We start from the raw sequence: 18919 nt of genomic DNA, 5'->3' as shown, positions 1-18919 counted from the left end.
ACGACGACAGGAACCCCAGGGACGGTCATGCAGGAGCAGAACCGTTCGCTGGGGTTTCTTCTTCTGGCGACGGCGACCGGTTTCACGGCCACCGCGGGGATGCTTCTGCGCTGGCTCGACGAACCGGCGGCCTGGCGCACGATCTTCTATCGTTCGCTCTTCTTTGCGCTCACCGTCATCGTCTGGATCGCCGTCACGCGCAAGGGCCGGATGATCGAGGCGATGCGCAGCGTCAATCTCAACGGCCTGCTCTGCGCCCTGGTCTTTTCGCTCTCGACCATCTCCTTCATCTTCGCGCTGTTTCTGACCACCGTTGCGCGGACCACCTTTCTCAACGGCTTGACGCCGCTCCTGACCGGCCTGCTCGGCTGGTTCGCCCTGCGCGAGCGCATGTCGCCGGCGACCTGGCTGGCGATCCTCCTGGCGCTGGTCGGCGTCTTCCTGATGACAGCGGAAGACCTGACCGGCGGCAACCTGATGGGCGACGGGCTTGCCTTGGGGGCGTCGCTGTCGGCGGCGGCCATGTATGTGCTGATGCGGCGCGCGCGGACGATCGACATGCTGCCTTCGTTCGTTGTCGCCGGCTTCTTGACGGCCGCGCTGGCCGCGCCCTGGATCGCCGATTTCTCCCTCTCGGCGCATGACCTCGCGATCTGTGCGGCCCTCGGGATCTTTCAACTGGGCTTTCAATATGTGCTGCTGGCGATGGGGGTGCGGCATCTGCCGGCGGCGGAGGCCGCGCTCACCACGCGGCTGTCTCTGATCTTTGCGCCATTGCTTGCCTGGATCGGTGCGGGCGAGGTTCCGGGACGGTCGACCCTGATCGGCGGCGCCGTCATCGTCGGCGCGATCCTCCTGCACGGGTTCTGGACCTTGCATGGCGAGACGCGGCGGGCCAAATTGCGGCCAACAGGAGGCTGATTCCAATGACTGAAATCCTTCACCACCAGAGGGCGCCCGCCCGATGGCGTCTGTCGCTGGGTCTCCTGGCGCTGCTGCCGCTGTTCCTGTTGGCGGGCTGCGGCGTCAATTCGATCCCGACCTATGAGGAACAGGCCAAGGCCGCCTGGAGCCAGGTGCTGAACCAGTATCAGCGCCGCGCCGATCTGGTGCCGAACCTGGTCGAGACGGTGAAGGGCTATGCGGCCCATGAGAGCGACACGCTCCAGGCCATCGTCGAGGCCCGCAGCAAGGTCACGCAGACCCAGATCCCCGCCGACATCCTGACCAATCCCGACGCCTTCAAGGCCTTCCAGGAGAACCAGGCGGCCCTGACCGGGGCATTGTCGAAGTTGATGGTCGTGGTCGAGGCCTATCCCGACCTCAAGGCCAATCAGAATTTCCTGACGCTGCAGTCGCAGCTCGAAGGCACCGAGAACCGGATCGCCGTGGCGCGCCGCGACTATATCGAGGCGGTGCGCGTCTATAACACCGAGCTCAAGACGATCCCGGGGCGCTGGTGGAAGGCGCTGCTCTATCCCGACGCCCAGCCGATGGAGAACTTCACCGTCGCGGCCGACGTCATCAACGCGCCCAAGGTCGATTTCGGCACCGGCACCACCGGTTCCAGCGGCAGCGGATCGGGCAATTGATGCGCGCGCGGATGGCGATCGCGCTCTGGCGGGGCTTGTGGCCGGCGTTGCTGCTGGCGGCGATGCTCGCATCGCAAAGTGTCTCGGCGGCAGAACCCAAATGGCCGGAATTGACGGGTCGGGTCGTGGACGAGGCGGGACTGCTGTCGCAGCAGCAGCGCGCCGAACTCGACTCCAAGCTGACGCAGATCGAGACGCCTTCCGGAACGCAGCTCGTGGTCGTCACGGTCAATTCGCTGCAGGGGCTCGAGATCGAGGAGTATGGGGTCGGACTGGGCCGGCATTGGGGCATCGGCCAGGTCGGTAAGAACAACGGGGCGATGCTGATCGTCGCGCCGAACGAGCGCGAGGTGCGCATCGAGGTCGGCTATGGGCTCGAAGGCGTGCTCACGGACGCCATCACCGCCAGCATCATCCAGACCGATATCCTGCCGGCCTTTCGGGCCGGCCATATGGATCAGGGAATCGTCGCAGGCACCGACAGCCTCCTGAAGGCGCTCAATGGCGACTATGCGCCGAGCCAATGGTCCGGCGGCGACAACGCCGAGCTTCAGACCAAGCTGCAGGAGCAGATGCGACAGGAGAATGATTTCTTCTTTCCCTTCTGGATCGTCCCGGTCGCCTTCATTTCCTTCTGGCTGGCGATCGTGATTCTGGCGATACGGTTCGGGAAGAAGGGCAGAGGCACGACCGGTCGGGGCTGGACCTCCAGCAGCTCTTTCGGTTCTTCCAGCTCCTTCAGCTCGTCCGGTTCGGGCTTCTCGTTCGGGGGCGGCTCGTTCGGGGGCGGTGGCTCCTCGGGGCGCTGGTGACCCCCGTGATTGAGGTGCTCCCATGTCCGTTCTGAGCCAGGCCGAACGCGACCGCATCGAAGCGGCGATCCGCGTGGTCGAGGCCCGCACCAGTGGAGAATTGGTGACGGTCGTGGCGGATCGGGCCGATTCCTATCTCTTTGTCTCGCTGCTTTATGCCGTGGCCGGCGCTTTCACGGTCGCGCCGGTGTTGTGGGCCTTGGATGCGACGACCAAGTTCCTGCCGCTCTACGTGATCCAGGTCGTCACCTTCCTGGTCCTCCTGCTGCTGCTGCGCTGGCGTCCGGTGCTGATGGCGCTGGTGCCGGACTCGATCCAGCGGCTTCACGCCGAGCGCCTCGCCCGCGAGCAATTCGTCAATCTGGGGCTGGCCGACACGCCCGAACGCGCCGGCATCCTTCTCTTCGTCTCGGCCGCCGAGCGCTATGTCGAGGTCATTGCCGACCGCGGCATCCATGAGCGGGTCACGGTCGGCGTCTGGAGCAAGGCGGTCGCGGCCTTCGCGGAGCAGGTCAAGCAGGGGCGGGTGGCGGACGGATTCCTCGCGACGATCGAGATCCTCGGCGGCCAGCTCGCACGCCATATGCCCGCCGAGACGGACAACCCCAACCGCCTGCCCGACGTGTTGATCGAAATACGCGGATGATGAACGAGGGATCGATCTGATGGCGCGGCTCGCGATCGGCGGCTTCGTTCACGAAACCAACACCTTTGCTCCGACGAAGGCGCGCTTCGAGCATTTCGCCATGGCCGATGGCTGGCCGGCGCTGGTGCGCGGACCCGCCATGGTCGAGGCGGTCAAGGGCATCAATCTTCCGGCCGCCGGTTTCGTCGAGGCGACGCTGGGGCTGGGCCATGAGCTGGTGCCGTTGACCTGGTGCTCGGCGACGCCGCTGGCCCATGTCGAGCGCGAGGCCTATGAGCGTATCGCCGGCATGCTGCTCGACGACATCAGGCAGGCGCTGCCGCTCGACGGTCTTTATCTCGATCTGCATGGCGCCATGGTCGCCGAGCATCACGAGGATGGCGAAGGCGAGCTGTTGCGGCGGATCCGCGCTCTGGTCGGCGAGACGCTGCCGATCGTGGTCGGGCTCGATCTCCATGCCAACGTGACGGAATCGATGGTGCGCCATGCCACGGCGCTGGTGGCCTTCCGCACCTATCCGCATGTCGACATGGCGGAGACGGGCGCGCGGGCGGCAGGGCTGCTGGACCGCCTCATCGGCGGCACGCCCTGTTTCGGGGCGCTGCGCAAGGCGCCGTTCCTCATCCCGCTGACCTGGCAATGCACCCTGATCGAGCCGGCGGCCTCGATCTATCGCCGGCTCGAGGAGCTCGAGCGCGAGCCCGGCATCCTGTCGATGTCCTTCACGCCCGGCTTTCCGCCGGCGGATATCCGCGAATGCGGCCCTGCGGTGATCGCACAGGCGACGACCCAGGCCGCGGCCGACCGTGCGGCGGACCTGCTGGAGCAGCTGGTGGAGAAGAGCGAGCCGGCCTTCGCCGGCCGCCTCTGGAAGCCCGACGAAGCCGTGGCCGAAGCCATGGTGCGCGAGGCGCGCGCCGCCAAGCCCGTCATCCTCGCCGACACGCAAGACAATCCCGGTGCCGGCACGAACTCCGACACGATGGGCGTCTTCGCGGCCCTGGTGCATGCCCATGCCAAGGGCGCGGTCGTCGGATTGGTCTGCGATCCAGAGAGTGCCGCTCACGCGCATGAAGCGGGCGAGGGGGCGACGATCGAGATCGGCCTGGGCAACAAGTCGGGGCTCGCCGGCCTCACGCCCTATCGCGGCCGTTTCAAGGTGGAGCGCCTCGGCAGCGGCAGCTTCACCGCGACCGGACCGTTCTATCTCGGCTCGCGGATGCAGCTCGGGCCCATGGCCTTGCTCGAGCATGAAGGCGTGCGCGTCGTGGTATCGAGCCGCAAGCAGCAGGCGGCCGACCGCTCCATGTTCCGTCATGTCGGGATCGAGCCGGAGCGCCAGAAGATCCTGGCGCTCAAAAGCTCGGTGCATTTCAGGGCGGACTTCCAGGCAATCGCCGAGGAAATTCTGGTGGTGGCCTCGCCCGGATCCAATCCGGCCGATCATCTGCAGCTGCCCTACAAACATCTGCGCCCGGGCTTGCGGCTCATGCCGCTGGGGCCCGCCTTCGCCGGTACCGCCCGCTGAAGCGAACGATCAGTCGCCGACCACGGCTTTGGCTGCACTCCGCAATTCTTCCGACAGGGCTTCGGCTTCCGCCATCCGGCCGTGGAAGGCCGCCGGCGTATTCTGGAAGAGCTGGACCTGCCAATTGCCGTCGCGGCGCACGGCGACGAGCGATTGGATGGCGTTCAAGGCCGGGTTGATGTCGCCGGCGCCGGGCGCGACCATGGCCGCTGCGGCGCGCAGCAGCATGACCTTCGGCGCCAGGCACCGGATCTCGCGGACCTTGGCCACGAAGCGCGGCGTGGGATGATCGCGGAAGATCGGACCCAGATGGTCTTCGATCGGCATCCGCCCGTTGACGGAACTGCCGTCGAAACCGACCAGATTGCCTTCGATCGCGAACAGGCCCGCCATGCCGCGGGCATCGCGCTCGTTCCATCGTTCCAGCAGGCGCTCATAGAGCCCGCGAACCGTCTCTTCCGGCGATGGCATCATCTGGGTTGTCCCCGTGCTCGTTCGGAGCGGCAATGCCAGTTCTTCCGAAGGTTCCGGCACCCTATCGTCCCGGTCCGGCCCAGGGCAACGGCCGGCCGGCAAGGACCCAAGATTGCCACGACCGGTCCTTGAAACCGGTCCGAACCAATGAGGTTCCACCGCCGGTTTCGTTCATGAAGGGTTGATCGGCCCGGCCTCCATCTTCCGGGCAGTTGACCGGTCGAGGGGGATCGGGGAACATCCCCCAACAACAACGCGGCAATACAGGGACCGCGCCTTCGTAATCTCATCGAAGCTTGCGATCGGTTTTCCCTGATCTGGGAGACGGCGGAGCGCGTTCTGGTTGCGAGCGGCTCCGAACGACAGGAACGAACATGACGGTTCCGGCTCGCGAAGGCCGCGCGGACTTCCGCGGATATCAGACCTGGTACCGGGTGACCGGCGATCTCAAGAGCGGCAAGCCGCCCGTGGTCATCCTTCACGGTGGCCCCGGCGCCGCCCATAACTACACCGACAGCTTCAAGCGCCTGGCCGAACGCGGCCGGGCGGTCGTGCATTACGACCAGCTGGGCTGCGGCCTCTCGACCCATCTGCCGGAGAAGGGCGCCGATTTCTGGACCGTCCAGCTCTTCCTCGACGAACTGGACAACCTCCTGGCCCATCTCGGCATGGCCACTTCCTATCATGTGATCGGCCAGTCCTGGGGTGGGATGCTGGGCGCGGAGCATGCGGTCCGGCGGCCCAAGGGCATGCGCTCGATCGTGATCGCGGATTCGCCGCCCTCGATGGTGCTGTGGGTGCAGGAAGCCAACAAACTGCGCGACGCCTTGCCCGCCGAGGTTCAGGCGACGCTGCTGAAGCATGAGAAGGCCGGCACCACGAACTCGCCCGAATACGCGACGGCCATGCGCGTCTTCTACGACCGCCATGTCTGCCGGGTGACGCCCTGGCCCGACGAGGTCGCCAAGAGCTTCGCGCAGATCGAGGCCGACCCGACCGTCTATTTCACCATGAACGGGCCCAGCGAGTTCCATGTCGTGGGCACGCTGAAGAACTGGACCATCGTCGATCGGCTCGATCGCATCACGGCACCCGTGCTGCTGATCTCCGGGCGCCATGACGAGGCGACGCCGGCCGTGGTGCAGCCCTTCAAGGACAAGATCAAGCAGGCTCGCTGGGAGATCTTCGAGCAGTCGAGCCACATGCCGCATGTCGAAGAAACGGAGCGATGCATGAAGGTCGTGGGCGATTTCCTCGACCAGCATGACCGCTGACCATAACCAGGCCCGACCCCACAAACCGGACAGAAAGGGAGAGCGAAACATGAGCTGGAGAAAATCGACGCTGGGAGGCCTCGCGGTCGCCGGCGCCCTGCTAACCTGGAACGGCGTTGCCGCGGCGGACGAGCCGGCGGCCCCGGGAACGGTCCTGTCGCCGCAGCAGACGCAGGTCGCGGCGCTGATGGCCGAGCATAAGGGGGGAACGATGCGCCTGGTGGCGCGCTCCGCCGGCGGCACGATCGACCCGCACATCAATTACACGCTGCAATATTGGCAGATCTATCAGTCGCTCTATGACGGGCTGGTGACCTTCAAGCATGCCGGCGGCGCCGACGGCTTCACCGTCGTGCCGGATCTGGCCGAGGCGATTCCCGCCCCGCAGAACGACGGCAAGACCTATGTCTTCAAGCTGCGACAGGGCATCAAGTTTTGGGACGGTCGCGACGTCACCGTGAAGGACGTGGTCGCCTCGTTCCAGCGCATCTTCAAGGTCTCGAGCCCGACCTCCGGGACCTTCTATGCCGGCATCGTCGGCGCCGACGCCTGCCTCAAGGATCCGGCCACCTGCACGCTCGATGGCGGCGTCGTCGGCGACGAGGCGGCTGGGACCATCACCATCAATCTGACCGCGCCCGATCCCGAGCTCTTCTACAAGCTTTCGGTACCGCATGCCGTGATCGTTCCGGCCGATACGGCGACGAGCGATCTCGGCACCGTGCCGGCAGTTGGTACCGGCGCCTACATGATCGAGAGCTACGATCCCAACAAACAGATGAAGATGGTGCGCAACCCGCACTTCAAGGAATGGAGCGCCGACGCGCAGCCCGACGGCTATCCCGATGTCGTGCTCTATGATTTCAACCTGACCGACGAAGCGGAAGTGACGGCGGTGCAGAACGGCGAAGCGGACTGGATGTTCGACCAGCCGCCGACCGACCGTCTCGCCGAGATCGGCACCAAATACAAGGACCAGGTCTTCATCAACACGCTGACGGCCTGGTGGTACGCGCCGATGAACGTCAACATCGCGCCTTTCAACAATGAGAAGGCGCGCCAGGCGGTGAGCTACGCCATCGACCGCAAGGCGCTGGTGAACCTGTTTGGTGGTCCCGCTCTGGCGGCGCCGGTCTGCCAGGTCCTGCCTCCGGGCTTCCCCGGCCATGTCGATTACTGCCCCTTCACCAAGAACCCGGGCACGAAATGGTCGGCTCCGGATCTGGAGAAAGCCAAGGCGCTGGTGAAGGAATCCGGCACCGCTGGGCAGAAGGTCACCGTGATCGTCGAGGACACGGCCGTATCCAAGAGCATCGGTGTCTATCTGCAGAGCGTGCTCAAGGATATCGGCTATGACGCCAGCGTGAAGCCGATCTCGCCGAACATCCAGTTCACCTATATCCAGAACACCAACAACAACGTCCAGATCAGCGTGTCGCAGTGGTATCAGGATTACCCCGCGGCGTCGGACTTCCTGAACATCCTGTTCGGCTGCGATTCCTTCCATCCGGGCTCGGATTCATCGGTGAATATTTCCGGCTTCTGCGACAAGGCAATCGACGCCAAGATGAAGCAGGCGCTGGCGCTGGCGGTGACCGACCAGGCCGGAGCCGATAAGCTCTGGACCGAGATCGACAAGGCAGTGACCGACGCCGCCCCGGCCGCGGCGCTGTTCACGCCGAAGCATGTCGACTTCGTCTCGAAGCGCCTCGGCAACTTCATCTTCAATGCGCAGTATTACTGGGTCGTCACGCAGTCCTGGGTGAAATAAGGCCTGAGTGATCAAGGACACGTCGGCCTCGGCGGTCGCACCGGAAGGTGCGGTCGCCGGGGCGGCGACCGCATGATATGACCGACGATACCGCATCTCCAGGTGGCCTCACCAAGGCGCTGGCTCCGCTGACGCGCACCAGCCGCGGCCCCTGGGCCACGGCCTTTCTCAAGCTCTGGCATGACCGGGCGGCCATGGCGGCTCTCGGCGTTGTGATCCTGGTTGTCCTGGCCTGCCTGCTGGCGCCGGCCTATGCGGAGTATGTCTCCCACACCGATCCCTTTCGCTCCAATCTCGACGGCCAAATCGAGCGCAATGGCGAGATGGTCCCCGTCATGGAGAATTCGACCGAAGGGTTGGGGCTGGGCTTCACGCCGATCGGACCGACCTGGGATATCCGGAATTTCTTCCTCGGCGCCGACAATCAGGGCCGCGATGTGTTCGCCCGGCTGCTCTATGGCGGCCGCAATTCGCTCTGGATCGCGGGCGCCTCGACCGTCATTTGCCTCTTCTTTGCGACTCTGACCGGTCTCGCCAGCGGCTATTTCGGCGGGCGCACCGACTGGGTGCTGTCGCGCGTTCTCGACGTGCTCTGGGCCTTCCCGGTCTATCTGCTGGCGATCTCGCTTTCGATCGTGCTGATCGCCAAGGGCATCGATATCGGACCCATTTCCATTACCTCTGACAGCTTGTGGCTGCCGATCTTCATCATCGGTATCGTCTATGTGCCCTATGTGGCGCGGCCCATCCGCGGCCAGGTGCTGTCGCTGCGGCAAAGCGAGTTCGTGCTGGCGGCCGTGGGGCTCGGCGTGCCGGGCTGGCGGATCCTGATCCGCGACATCCTGCCGAACGTGACGACCACCCTGATCGTGTTCGTGCCGCTGCTGATGGCGCTCAATATGCTGACGGAATCGGCACTGTCCTTCCTCTCGATCGGTGTCCAGCCGCCGGATGCCAGCTGGGGCACCATTATCCAGGACGGGCAGGCGCTGCTTTATACGCGCCCCGTCGTGGCGCTGGCACCCGGCATCGCCATCGTCATCGCTGTGCTCGCCCTGAACATCCTGGGCGACGGTGTGCGCGACGCGCTCGATCCGCGCTCCAAGCTCCGCTTGAGGTCCGCCTGATGTTAGGGACCGCTGTGCAGCGCATCAGCCAGATGCTGTTCGTCATGTTTGGCATCAGCGTGCTGGTGTTCCTGATCTTCTTCGCAACGCCGGGCTCCGACCCGGCGGCGCGCATCGCCGGACGAAACGCCTCGCAAGAGACGCTGGCGGCGGTGCGGGCCGACTTCGGCCTCGACCGGCCTCTGCCGGTTCAATACGTGCTGATGATGAAGCGCCTCTTCATCACGCGCGACCTGACCTCCTTCGTCAATCGCGGCTGGAAGGTGGTGCCGGCCGTCATCGCCGTGGCCCCCGTGACGCTCTCGCTGGTGACGGGAGCGGCCGTGCTCTGGGTCTTCGGCGGGATCGTCATCGGGTTGCTGGCGGCCTCGACCAAGGGAAGCTGGCTCGATCGCGGCTTGATGATCCTGGGGCTGATCGGCGTCTCCATGCCGGTCTATTGGCTGGGCGAGGTGATGAACCTGCTGACCCAGAGCCGTTTCCATGACAGCTGGCTGTTCTCCTGGGTGCCGCCGCTGGGCTACAAGCCGCTGAGCGAGGATCCGAAGGGTTGGTTCCTCACGCTCATCATCCCCTGGATCACGCTGGCCGTGCTCTATATGGGCCTCTATGGCCGCGTGCTGCGCGCGAGCCTGGTCGAGGCGGGGCAGGAAGATTACATCCGCACCGCGCGCTCCAAGGGGCTCAGCGAGACGCGGATCATGATCTATCACGCCCTCCGCACCTCGCTGATCACGGTCGTCACCCTGTTCGGGCTCGATTTCGGCGCGCTGGTCGGCGGCGCGGCGCTCCTGACCGAAGTGGTGTTCGGGCTGCAAGGTGTCGGCAAGCTCACCTATGACGCGCTCCTCAATCTCGATCTGCCGGTGATCATGGCGACCGTAATCTACGCCTCGTTCTTCGTCGTGCTGGCGAACGCCATCGTGGATCTCCTCTATGCCTTCCTCGATCCGCGGGTGAGGGCGCGCTGATGGGCCCGGAGATCCTTCGCGTCACGAACTTGCGGGTCTCGTTCCGCACCGAGCATGGACTGGTGCGGGCGGTCGACGGCATCTCTTTCGATGTCGGCGAGCGCGAGATCCTGGGCGTGGTCGGCGAATCCGGCTCGGGAAAGACCATCTCGCTCCTGAGCGTCGTCGGCCTGATCAACGATCCCAACGCCGTGATCGAGGGCTCGGTCGTCTATAAGGGCCGCGAGCTGATCGGCCTGTCGCGCAAGGCGATGCGCGAGGTGCGGGGCAAGGAGATCGCGATGATCTTCCAGGACCCGATGACCTCGCTGACGCCGGTCTATTCGATCGGCTGGCAGATCGCCGAGCAGATCCTGGCCCATGAGAAGATCTCGCATGCCGCGGCCCGCAAGCGCGCGGTCGAGCTGCTGGGCGCCATGGGCATTCCCAACCCGGCCGTGACCGTCGACCGCTTCCCGCATGAGCTTTCGGGCGGCATGCGCCAGCGCGCGGTCATCGCCATGGCGCTTTCCTGCAACCCGTCGCTCCTGATCGCCGACGAGCCGACCACGGCCCTCGACGTCACGGTCCAGGCCCAGATCCTCGAGCTGATCCAGAAGCTGCGCCGCGATTTCGGCTCCTCGGTCGTGCTGATCACCCATGACATGGGCGTGGTGGCCGAGGTCGCCGACCGGGTCCAGGTCATGTATGCGGGGCGCATCGTCGAGCGCGGCACCAAGCGCGATCTCTTCAAGAACCCCTGGCATCCCTATACCTGGGGACTGCTCAATTCGATCCCGCCGCTGTCGGGTCCGCGGCCCCGGCGCCTGAATTCGATTGCCGGCGCGCCGCCCTCGCTCCTGGACCTGCCGGCGGGCTGCGCTTTCGGCCCGCGCTGCCGCTACCGCTTCGAGGCCTGCGACGAGCGCCCGCCGCTGAAGGGGGAGGGCGATCACAAGGCCGCCTGCTTCCTCTCGACCGAGCAGCGCGCCGCCGCCTTCGAGACCCGCAATCAGTCGGTCGCGGGTGCCGAATGAGCGTCCCGGCCAACATGAACGAACTGCTGCTCAAGGGCGTGGGCATCACCAAGAATTTCACCGTGGGCAGCCGCTTCGCTCAGGGCGGGCGCAAGACGGTCCATGCGGTGGATGGCGTCTCGATCGAGATCCGCCAGGGCGAGACGCTGGGGCTGGTCGGCGAATCCGGCTGCGGCAAATCCACCCTCGGCCGTTGCCTGGTCCGCCTCTATGAAATCACCAAGGGCGAGCTTTACTTCCGCGGCAAGGACATCTCGCGCCTCAGCCTCCGTCAGCTGCGCCCGTTCCGGCGCCAGATGCAGATGGTGTTCCAGGATCCCTACGCCTCGCTCAATCCGCGCCGGCGGGTCGGCGACCTGATTGCCGAACCCTTGCGGGTCCATGGCTATGGCACGCGCAAGCAGATCGACAACCGTGTGCGCGACCTGATCGCGCTGGTCGGGCTGATGCCCGATCATCTGCAGCGCTATCCGCACGAGTTCTCGGGCGGGCAGCGCCAGCGCATCGGCATCGCCCGCGCGCTGGCCCTGGAACCCAGCCTGATCGTCGCCGACGAGCCGGTCTCGGCGCTCGACGTCTCGATCCAGGCGCAGATCGTCAATCTGATGGCCGACCTGCAGGAGCGGTTGGGCCTGACTTATGTCTTCGTCGCCCATGATCTGAGCGTGGTGCGCCAGGTCTCGACCCGCACCGCCGTCATGTATCTGGGCTCGATCGTGGAGCTGGGTGCGACCGAGGCGCTCTATCGCAAGCCGCGCCATCCCTATACGCAGGCGCTGATCTCGGCCGTGCCGGTGCCCGATGTCGATCGGCCCGCCGGCAGCAAGCGGATCGTGCTGACGGGCGACGTGCCGAGCCCGATGAACCCGCCCGCAGGCTGCCGCTTCAATCCGCGCTGCCGCTTCGCCACCGACCTCTGCCGCACGGAGCGGCCCCCGTTGCGCGAGATCGAGGCGGGGCGTCAGGTCGCCTGCCACTACCCGCTGGAATAACCGGCGCCGCTAAAGCTCCAGATCGCACCAAACCGGGACATGGTCCGACGGCTTCTCCTTGCCGCGCGGCCGCTTGTCGATGCCGCAATCGGCGAGCCGATCGGCGGCCTGCGGCGACAAGGCGAGGTGGTCGATGCGCAAACCGTTGTTCTTCTGCCAGGCACCGGCCTGGTAGTCCCAGAAGGTGTAATTGCCGGGCTCCGGATGGCGCGCGGCGATGGCGTCGGTGAAGCCCAGATAGAGCAGCTCGCGATATTTCGCGCGCGATTCCGGGCGGCAGAGCGCGTCGTCGCGCCAGCCTTCGGGGTCGTACACATCGGCGTCGGTGGGGCAGACATTGTAGTCGCCGCCCAGCACCAGGATTTCCTCTTCCTTCAGCAGCGCCTTGGCGTGGGCGATCAGCCGCTCCATCCAGGCGAGCTTGTAGGCGAACTTCTCGCTGCCGGAGGGATTGCCGTTGGGCAGATAGATCGAGGCCGCGCGCAGCACCTGTCGCTTGGACGATTTTTGCTCGCCCGGCACCTCGATCAGCGCCTCGATATAGCGCGCGGGCTCGTCGTCCTTGGCGCCGGGGAGGGAGCGCTGCTCGACCGTCAGGGGATGGCGCGAGAGGATCGCGACGCCGTTATAAGTCTTCTGGCCCACGGTCTCCACATTGTAGCCGAGATCCTCGAACTCGAGCCGCGGGAAGCCGTCATCGAGGCATTTGATCTCCTGCAGCAGCAGGACATCCGGCTTCTCCGACTTCGCCCAGGCGAGGGTCGAGGCCAGATGCGCCTTGATCGAATTGACGTTCCAGGTGGCGATGCGGGTCATGGGCGGCGGTTCCTTCGGATCGGATCATAATCGATTCTGGAGGAAGGCAGGTAACATCGGTTCTACTGGCCTGCGGCCCAGAACGGGGCGCATTATCTGTCTTCTCGAAGCTTGGCGGACGCTGCCAATGAAGATCATCGTCGATAGCCTCTTTTCCGGGGCAGAAAAGGCAACGGGCAGCGTGGCGATCATTGACGTCTTTCGAGCTTTTACCACGGCCGCCGTTGCACTGGCCAATGGCGCGGCTCGAATCATCATGGTCGAGAGCGTTGAGGAGGCCCTGGCGTTGCGCAATAGCGGCATGGCGCAGATATGCATGGGTGAAGTGGGAGGTATCGCTCCCAATGGCTTTGACTTTGGAAACTCGCCCTTCGAGATATCGAGGATCGACTTCAAGGGACAAGTGGTTGCGCAACGCACGGGCGCCGGCACGCAAGGGATCGTCGCGGCGAGGCGCGCGAAACGCCTGTACGCGGCGTCATTGGTAACGGCAAGCGGCACGGTGCGAGCGCTGCTTTCGACGACGCCCGACTGTGTCACGCTGGTTGCCATGGGAAACAACGCGGTCGTTCGAACGGACGAAGACGAACTATGCGCTCTGCATTTACGCAATCTTCTGGAGGGCAGAGCCGGCGATCCGGACGCTGTTCGTAAAGTCATTCTCGCGGGCAAGGAGGCGAAGCGTTTCGGCGACCCGTCTCGGCCTTATCTGCATCCGGGCGATCTTGATATCGCCCTCGACGTCGACCGCTATGACTTCGCCATCGGCGTCGAATTGGAGGGCGAGCGCCCGGTAGCCCGAATGGAGCGGCCGAACTAATGTCGGCAGAACGACGGCAGTATGGGAGCCGAAGAACCCATGTCTCTCATAGAGCCAAAGGGGCGGCCCTGCGTTATCTGTCCGAGATGCGGGACAAACGTTGTTTGGCCGGAGGCCATGTCAGGCGACGAAAAGAGATCGTTTGCCGAAACCACTCGGAAAAGCCGCATAGAAGGCGCTCGATTCGGAAAATCGAAACTCGGCCTCGGTCTGGGAGAGGCCAAGACCCTCGCATTTCATGTGAGCAGGGAGCATAGGAAATGTCATCGATGCGGCGGACCGATAACCGGCGAAATCGCGATTTGCCCCCAATGCAGGTCCGCGAACCTGGATTGGTAGCGTCACCGCGGTCACGACTGCGCGATCGAGATTGCTCTCGGGCTATACGCGGCGGGGGTAAGGAGGGGGATCAGACCGAGAAGGAGCTGCCGCAGCCGCAGGAAGAGGAGGCGTTGGGGTTCTGGACCTTGAAATAGGCGCCGCCCAGATCCTCGACGAAATCGACCTCGGAGCCGGCCAGGAGATCGAGCGACGTGCCGTCGATCACCAGCTTCACGCCGTCGCGCTCGAACACCGCGTCGTCGTCGAGCAGGTGGTCGTCGAGCGAGAAGCCGTACTGGAAGCCGGCGCAGCCGCCGCCCGAGATCGAGAGGCGCAGCATGAGCCGCTCGTTGCCCTCGCTGGCCCGCAGCTGGGCGACGCGCTTGGCGGCGCTGGGCGTCAGGTTCACGAGGCGGTCGGGGCTCGGCATATGGGTCATGGATCGGCGGCTCCTCAGGGCCCGGCCTCCGTTCGGCGGCCGGTCTCGTGCCCTGAATTTAGGGATGAACCGGGATTTGTCAAACGGCTGCACTGGGTTATTCGGCTCAGGCCCTTGGCATTTCAAGGAAAAAGGCGAAATCTGGGCAAGCCAGGAGCGTTGCCACGGGGTGGCCCCGCGGGCTAGTGTCCCCGCGCCATGCCGGCCGAATCCAGCCCTTTGGCGCCGCGGCAGACCTTGCCCTATGCGCTCCAGCCCTATGCCACCCAGGCCGCGAACAGCCGCGGCCGGCTGCTGCCGGAGCCCGAGAGCCCGACCCGCTCGCCCTATCAGCGCGACCGCGACCGCATCATCCATTCGACCGCCTTCCGGCGGCTGAAGCACAAGACCCAGGTCTTCGTCTCTCACGAGGGCGATTACTACCGGACGCGCCTGACCCACAGCATCGAGGTGGCGCAGATCGCCCGCAGCGTCAGCCGCTATCTGGGGCTGGACGAGGATCTCGCGGAGGCGGTGGCGCTTGCCCACGATCTCGGCCACACCCCCTTCGGCCACGCGGGCGAGGAGGCGCTGGACGCGGCGATGGCGCCCTATGGCGGCTTCGACCACAACGCCCAGACCTTCCGCATCCTCACCCGGCTCGAGCGGCACTATGCCGAGTTCGACGGGCTCAATCTGACCTGGGAATGCCTCGAAGGCGTCGTCAAGCATAACGGCCCGCTGGTCGGGCCCGGCGCCAGCGCCAAGGCCAAGGCGCGTGCGGTGCCGCAGACCATCGCGGAATATTCGGCGCAAGTTCAGGACCTGGAGCTCGACGGCTGGCCCGGCCCCGAGGCCCAGGTGGCGGCGCTGGCCGACGACATCGCCTACAACACCCACGACATCGATGACGGACTGCGCGCCGGACTCTTTCCCGTCGAGGATCTGGCGGACCTGCCGCTGGTGGGGCCCGTCTTCGCGCAAGTGGCGGCGCGCTATCCGGGGATCGAGCATGGGCGCCTGGTGCATGAATCGATCCGGCGCGTGATCGATCTCCTGGTCAGCGACCTGATCGTCGAGACCGAGCGCCGCCTGGCCGAGGCCAGGCCCCGGTCGGTCGAGGAATTGCGTCGGCTCGGCCGCGCCATGGTCGCCTTCTCGCCCGCCATGAGCGAGCATGACCGGACGCTAAAGTCCTTTCTTTTCGAGCATATGTATCGCCATGATCGGGTCACCCGCATGACCGACCGGGCGCGCCGAATCGTGATCGAGCTGTTCGAGTATTACTTCGGCGATCCGGGCCGCCTTCCGGCGGAATGGGCGGCCCAGTGCGACGGTGTGCGCCGAGACAAGGTGGCGCGCATCGTGGCCGATTACATCGCGGGCATGACCGACCGGTACGCCCTCCAGGAACATGAGCGTTTTTTCGGCGAGAGCAGCGAATAGATGAATCCGCATAAATTCATACGCGACGAGATTCTGAAGGCCCTGGACGGGCTCGTGGCCGAAGGCAAGCTCACGGGCGGGCTGGACACGACGCGCGTGAATGTCGAGCCGCCGCGCGAGGCCCAGCATGGCGATCTCGCGACCAACGCCGCCATGGTGCTGGCGAAGCCCGCAGGCCTGAAGCCGGTCGATCTGGCGAAGGCGCTGGTGGCGAAGCTCGCGGCCCATCCGCAAGTGTCCGAGGCCAGCGTCGCGGGACCCGGCTTCATCAATCTGCGGCTCAAGGACGAGTTCTGGCAGGCGCGGCTTGCCGACATTCTCGCGTCCGGGACCGACTATGGCACCTCGTCGATGGGGGCGGGGGCTTCGGTCAATGTCGAATATGTCTCGGCCAATCCCACGGGGCCGCTCCATATCGCCCATGCGCGCGGTGCGGTGATCGGCGATGCGCTGGCCTCGCTGCTGGCCAAGGCCGGCCACAGGGTCACGCGCGAATACTACATCAACGACGCCGGCGCCCAGGTCGACGTGCTCGCACGCTCGACCTATCTGCGCTATCGCGAGGCGCTGGGCGACGACATCGGCACCATCCCCGAGGGCCTCTATCCGGGCGACTATCTCAAGGACGCCGGCGCGGCGCTTGCCGATCGCGACGGGCGCAAATGGTTCGACAAGCCCGAGAGCGAATGGCTGGCGCCGATCCGCGCCTTCGCCATCGACGCGATGATGGCGCTGATCCGCGACGACCTGAAGTCGCTCGGCATCGAGCAGGAAGTCTTCTCCTCCGAACGCCGGCTGGTGGAAGTCGGCGCGGTCCAGAAGGCCTTCGACACGCTCAAATCCCGCGATCTCATCTATGTCGGCGTGCTCGAGCCGCCCAAGGGCAAGGCGCCCGACGACTGGGAGCCGCGGCCGCAGACCCTGTTCCGCGCCACGCAGTTCGGCGACGATGTCGACCGGCCGCTGCAGAAGTCGGACGGCAGCTGGACCTATTTCGCCAACGACATCGCCTATCACTACGACAAGTTCATGCGCGGCTTCCCCACCATGATCGACATCTGGGGCGCCGATCACGGCGGCTATATCAAGCGCATGCAGGCGGCGGTGACGGCGATCACCGGGGGGAAGGGCGCGCTCGACGTCAAGATCTGCCAGCTCGTCAAGCTGATGCGCGGCGGCCAGCCGGTGAAGATGTCGAAGCGGGCCGGGACCTTCGTCACCCTGCGCGAGGTGGTGGATGAAGTCGGGCGCGACGTGGTGCGCTTCATCATGCTGACGCGCAAGAACGACATGCCGCTCGATTTCGACCTGGAGAAGGTGCTGGAGCAGTCGCGCGACAACCCGGTTTTCTATGTCCAGTACGCCCATGCGCGGGCGAGCTCGGTGCTGCGCCATGCGGCCGAGGAGATGGGCGACATCGATTTGTCACCGCCGGCCCTGGCGCAGGCGCCGGCCACGCGCTTGACCGACTCCGCCGAGCTGGGTTTGATCAAGCTGATGGCAAGCTGGCCGCGACTCGTGGAGAGCGCCGCCGAGGCCCACGAGCCGCACCGGGTCGCCTTCTACCTCTATGATCTGGCGGCTGCCTTCCACGGCCTTTGGAACAAGGGCAAGGACGAAGCCAGCTTGCGGTTCCTGATTGCGGGCGACCGGGACGTGACGGTGGCGCGGCTGGCCATGGTGAAGGCGCTCACGGTCGTGATCGCTTCCGGGCTCGGGATATTCGGCGTGAAGCCGGTCGAGGAGATGCGCTGATGGCGAACGATCCGTCACAGGAAGTCGATCTGCAGGCCCAGATCTCGTCGGCCCTCGCGCGGCGCAGCCAACGCCAGGCGGGCCCCGGCGGCGATGCGCGCCTGGAACCGACCCTGGGGCTGGGCGGCATGGGGCCCGGCTCCGAGCGCGCGGCGCCGAAGCAGCAGAGCCTGCTCGACGACGAGCCGGTCGGCGAGATCCCGCCGGCCCCGATTCATTTCCAGCGCGACGGCGAGGATCATCATCCGCCGCGCCCGAAGCCGCCGAAGGAAGATTCCGGCATCAAGAAGCACCGGAACTGGCTGATGTTCCTGTTGCCGGTGGTCGGCGTTCCGGTGGTAATCCTGATCTCGCTGTTCCTCTATCTCGCCATCGAGATGCAGGGCGAGGGCGTCCAGGATTCGGCCCCGCTGATCGCCGCGCCCGAGGGGCCCGACAAGGTGAAGCCGACCAATGAGGGCGGCCTCGCGGTCGAGGGCATGGATTCGGCCGTGCTCAACCAGACGGCCAACAACCAGACGCAATCCACGACCGAGCAGTTGTTGCCGCCGCCCGAGGAGCCCCTGACGCCGCCGCCCGAGGCGCAGCCGGCGCCCGCGGCCACCGCGACGGCGGGTGACGGCACGGCGGCGACCGACGGAACGGCAGCGCCCGCGGTGCCCTCGGTCGAGGTGCCACTGGCGCCGCCGGCGGCGACGGTGCCGACCACGAACCAGGCCACGACCGGCGCGGCGACGACGGCCACGGCCGCGGCCAACAACGCGACCACGACCGCCGCGCCCGCCACGACGACGACCGCGGCACCCGCCACCGCCACGACCACCGCCCCGGCGACGACCCAGACGGCGACCGCCGGCAATTACCGGGTGCAGCTCGTGGCGCTGAAGTCCGAGGATGCCGCCAAGACGGCCTGGACGAATTTCCAGAAGAAGTATCCGGACCTGCTGAAGGATCTGGCCCTGAACATCGACAAGATCGATCTCGGCGGAAACGGGATCTTCTATCGCGTGCAGGCCGGCCCCCTGGCCGATCGCGCCGCCGCGAACGATCTCTGCGGCAAGCTGGGGCAGCGCGGCCAGAGCTGCATCGTGGTCAAACCATGAGCTCGCCGGCACTCACGTCAGGGACGCGCGACGCCGC

The 18919-nt window shown here is 65.8% G+C and carries 18 protein-coding genes; 15 read left to right on the top strand and 3 right to left on the bottom strand.

Translation table 11 applies throughout. The annotated features are described in order from the left end of the window. Positions 1-27 precede the first annotated feature (27 nt). The 5 genes from FRZ44_RS13440 to FRZ44_RS13420 are packed head-to-tail and all read left to right on the top strand — an operon-like array spanning position 28 to position 4578. The gene (locus tag FRZ44_RS13440) at positions 28-921 is read left to right on the top strand and encodes a DMT family transporter (protein WP_151177678.1); all 894 of its coding nucleotides are present in this window, start codon (positions 28-30) and stop codon (positions 919-921) included. 5 nt (positions 922-926) lie between these two features. Continuing rightward, positions 927-1592, top strand: coding sequence for a LemA family protein (locus FRZ44_RS13435; RefSeq protein WP_151177677.1), 666 nt, complete (start codon positions 927-929; stop codon positions 1590-1592). After that, positions 1592-2404: a TPM domain-containing protein gene (locus FRZ44_RS13430; protein ID WP_225308679.1), complete on the top strand. Its 813-nt coding sequence runs from the start codon at positions 1592-1594 to the stop codon at positions 2402-2404. Before FRZ44_RS13435 ends, FRZ44_RS13430 begins: the two co-directional genes overlap by 1 nt. Positions 2405-2426: 22 nt before the next feature. Continuing rightward, positions 2427-3050, top strand: a complete 624-nt coding sequence (locus FRZ44_RS13425) for a TPM domain-containing protein (protein WP_151177676.1) — start codon at positions 2427-2429, stop codon at positions 3048-3050. Positions 3051-3069: 19 nt separating this feature from the next. Beyond that, positions 3070-4578 (top strand): M81 family metallopeptidase, encoded by a 1509-nt coding sequence (locus FRZ44_RS13420; RefSeq protein WP_151177675.1) that lies wholly within the window; start codon positions 3070-3072, stop codon positions 4576-4578. A gap of 9 nt (positions 4579-4587) precedes the next feature. Here the strand turns inward: FRZ44_RS13420 and FRZ44_RS13415 are convergent, their stop codons facing one another. After that, a complete protein-coding gene (locus FRZ44_RS13415) occupies positions 4588-5049 on the bottom strand; it encodes an SgcJ/EcaC family oxidoreductase (RefSeq protein ID WP_151180280.1) in 462 nt (153 codons plus the stop codon). Between the two features lie 377 nt (positions 5050-5426). Here FRZ44_RS13415 and FRZ44_RS13410 point away from each other — a divergent pair, with 377 nt between their 5' ends. The 6 genes from FRZ44_RS13410 (at position 5427) to FRZ44_RS13385 (ending at position 12203) form a co-directional block, all read left to right on the top strand. Then, positions 5427-6326, top strand: coding sequence for a proline iminopeptidase-family hydrolase (locus FRZ44_RS13410; RefSeq protein WP_151177674.1), 900 nt, complete (start codon positions 5427-5429; stop codon positions 6324-6326). 49 nt (positions 6327-6375) lie between these two features. Beyond that, the gene (locus tag FRZ44_RS13405) at positions 6376-8097 is read left to right on the top strand and encodes an ABC transporter substrate-binding protein (protein WP_151177673.1); all 1722 of its coding nucleotides are present in this window, start codon (positions 6376-6378) and stop codon (positions 8095-8097) included. A gap of 77 nt (positions 8098-8174) precedes the next feature. Beyond that, positions 8175-9224, top strand: coding sequence for an ABC transporter permease (locus tag FRZ44_RS13400; protein ID WP_151177672.1), 1050 nt, complete (start codon positions 8175-8177; stop codon positions 9222-9224). Beyond that, positions 9224-10195 carry an ABC transporter permease gene (locus tag FRZ44_RS13395; protein WP_151177671.1) on the top strand — a complete coding sequence of 324 codons (972 nt, stop codon included), beginning with the start codon at positions 9224-9226 and terminating at the stop codon, positions 10193-10195. The genes FRZ44_RS13400 and FRZ44_RS13395 overlap by 1 nt, the downstream gene beginning before the upstream one ends. Next, positions 10195-11211 (top strand): ABC transporter ATP-binding protein, encoded by a 1017-nt coding sequence (locus FRZ44_RS13390; protein WP_151177670.1) that lies wholly within the window; start codon positions 10195-10197, stop codon positions 11209-11211. Before FRZ44_RS13395 ends, FRZ44_RS13390 begins: the two co-directional genes overlap by 1 nt. A 14-nt stretch (positions 11212-11225) precedes the next feature. After that, a complete protein-coding gene (locus tag FRZ44_RS13385) occupies positions 11226-12203 on the top strand; it encodes an ABC transporter ATP-binding protein (protein ID WP_225308678.1) in 978 nt (325 codons plus the stop codon). A 9-nt stretch (positions 12204-12212) separates the two neighbouring features. On the opposite strand, the gene xth is transcribed toward FRZ44_RS13385, so the two are convergent. Further along, a complete protein-coding gene (xth, locus tag FRZ44_RS13380) occupies positions 12213-13019 on the bottom strand; it encodes an exodeoxyribonuclease III (protein WP_151177668.1) in 807 nt (268 codons plus the stop codon). A gap of 127 nt (positions 13020-13146) precedes the next feature. Between xth and FRZ44_RS13375 the strand changes: the two genes are divergently transcribed. After that, positions 13147-13839 carry a 2-phosphosulfolactate phosphatase gene (locus FRZ44_RS13375; protein WP_151177667.1) on the top strand — a complete coding sequence of 231 codons (693 nt, stop codon included), beginning with the start codon at positions 13147-13149 and terminating at the stop codon, positions 13837-13839. A 409-nt stretch (positions 13840-14248) separates the two neighbouring features. Here the strand turns inward: FRZ44_RS13375 and erpA are convergent, their stop codons facing one another. Further along, on the bottom strand, positions 14249-14599 hold the full coding sequence (gene erpA / locus FRZ44_RS13370) for an iron-sulfur cluster insertion protein ErpA (protein ID WP_151177666.1): 351 nt from the start codon (positions 14597-14599) through the stop codon (positions 14249-14251). A 198-nt stretch (positions 14600-14797) separates the two neighbouring features. On the opposite strand from erpA, the gene FRZ44_RS13365 reads away from it, so the two are divergent. From FRZ44_RS13365 to FRZ44_RS13355, 3 genes are read left to right on the top strand one after another with little or no spacing between them, the layout of a single operon-like run. Beyond that, positions 14798-16024 carry a deoxyguanosinetriphosphate triphosphohydrolase gene (locus tag FRZ44_RS13365; RefSeq protein ID WP_151177665.1) on the top strand — a complete coding sequence of 409 codons (1227 nt, stop codon included), beginning with the start codon at positions 14798-14800 and terminating at the stop codon, positions 16022-16024. After that, positions 16025-17779 carry an arginine--tRNA ligase gene (gene argS / locus FRZ44_RS13360; protein ID WP_151177664.1) on the top strand — a complete coding sequence of 585 codons (1755 nt, stop codon included), beginning with the start codon at positions 16025-16027 and terminating at the stop codon, positions 17777-17779. It abuts the gene before it with no gap. Further along, the gene (locus tag FRZ44_RS13355; protein WP_151177663.1) at positions 17779-18882 is read left to right on the top strand and encodes an SPOR domain-containing protein; all 1104 of its coding nucleotides are present in this window, start codon (positions 17779-17781) and stop codon (positions 18880-18882) included. Before argS ends, FRZ44_RS13355 begins: the two co-directional genes overlap by 1 nt. Positions 18883-18919 lie beyond the last annotated feature (37 nt).

This window comes from Hypericibacter terrae, assembly GCF_008728855.1.
GTDB classification, from domain to species: domain Bacteria; phylum Pseudomonadota; class Alphaproteobacteria; order Dongiales; family Dongiaceae; genus Hypericibacter; species Hypericibacter terrae.
The sequence above is the reverse complement of the archived record's forward strand: the minus strand, read 5'-3'. Positions and strand labels throughout refer to the sequence as shown.

What these genes read in the sequence shown, in the direction of transcription:
- FRZ44_RS13435 (WP_151177677.1), top strand. Translation starts at nt 927, where the DNA reads ATGACTGAAATCCTTCACCACCAGAGGGCGCCCGCCCGATGGCGTCTG.
- xth (WP_151177668.1), bottom strand. Translation starts at nt 13,019, where the DNA reads ATGACCCGCATCGCCACCTGGAACGTCAATTCGATCAAGGCGCATCTG.
- FRZ44_RS13390 (WP_151177670.1), top strand. Translation starts at nt 10,195, where the DNA reads ATGGGCCCGGAGATCCTTCGCGTCACGAACTTGCGGGTCTCGTTCCGC.
- argS (WP_151177664.1), top strand. Translation starts at nt 16,025, where the DNA reads ATGAATCCGCATAAATTCATACGCGACGAGATTCTGAAGGCCCTGGAC.
- FRZ44_RS13410 (WP_151177674.1), top strand. Translation starts at nt 5,427, where the DNA reads ATGACGGTTCCGGCTCGCGAAGGCCGCGCGGACTTCCGCGGATATCAG.
- FRZ44_RS13355 (WP_151177663.1), top strand. Translation starts at nt 17,779, where the DNA reads ATGGCGAACGATCCGTCACAGGAAGTCGATCTGCAGGCCCAGATCTCG.
- FRZ44_RS13405 (WP_151177673.1), top strand. Translation starts at nt 6,376, where the DNA reads ATGAGCTGGAGAAAATCGACGCTGGGAGGCCTCGCGGTCGCCGGCGCC.
- FRZ44_RS13395 (WP_151177671.1), top strand. Translation starts at nt 9,224, where the DNA reads ATGTTAGGGACCGCTGTGCAGCGCATCAGCCAGATGCTGTTCGTCATG.
- FRZ44_RS13440 (WP_151177678.1), top strand. Translation starts at nt 28, where the DNA reads ATGCAGGAGCAGAACCGTTCGCTGGGGTTTCTTCTTCTGGCGACGGCG.
- FRZ44_RS13415 (WP_151180280.1), bottom strand. Translation starts at nt 5,049, where the DNA reads ATGCCATCGCCGGAAGAGACGGTTCGCGGGCTCTATGAGCGCCTGCTG.
- FRZ44_RS13400 (WP_151177672.1), top strand. Translation starts at nt 8,175, where the DNA reads ATGACCGACGATACCGCATCTCCAGGTGGCCTCACCAAGGCGCTGGCT.
- FRZ44_RS13425 (WP_151177676.1), top strand. Translation starts at nt 2,427, where the DNA reads ATGTCCGTTCTGAGCCAGGCCGAACGCGACCGCATCGAAGCGGCGATC.
- FRZ44_RS13430 (WP_225308679.1), top strand. Translation starts at nt 1,592, where the DNA reads ATGCGCGCGCGGATGGCGATCGCGCTCTGGCGGGGCTTGTGGCCGGCG.
- erpA (WP_151177666.1), bottom strand. Translation starts at nt 14,599, where the DNA reads ATGACCCATATGCCGAGCCCCGACCGCCTCGTGAACCTGACGCCCAGC.
- FRZ44_RS13375 (WP_151177667.1), top strand. Translation starts at nt 13,147, where the DNA reads ATGAAGATCATCGTCGATAGCCTCTTTTCCGGGGCAGAAAAGGCAACG.
- FRZ44_RS13385 (WP_225308678.1), top strand. Translation starts at nt 11,226, where the DNA reads ATGAACGAACTGCTGCTCAAGGGCGTGGGCATCACCAAGAATTTCACC.
- FRZ44_RS13420 (WP_151177675.1), top strand. Translation starts at nt 3,070, where the DNA reads ATGGCGCGGCTCGCGATCGGCGGCTTCGTTCACGAAACCAACACCTTT.
- FRZ44_RS13365 (WP_151177665.1), top strand. Translation starts at nt 14,798, where the DNA reads ATGCCGGCCGAATCCAGCCCTTTGGCGCCGCGGCAGACCTTGCCCTAT.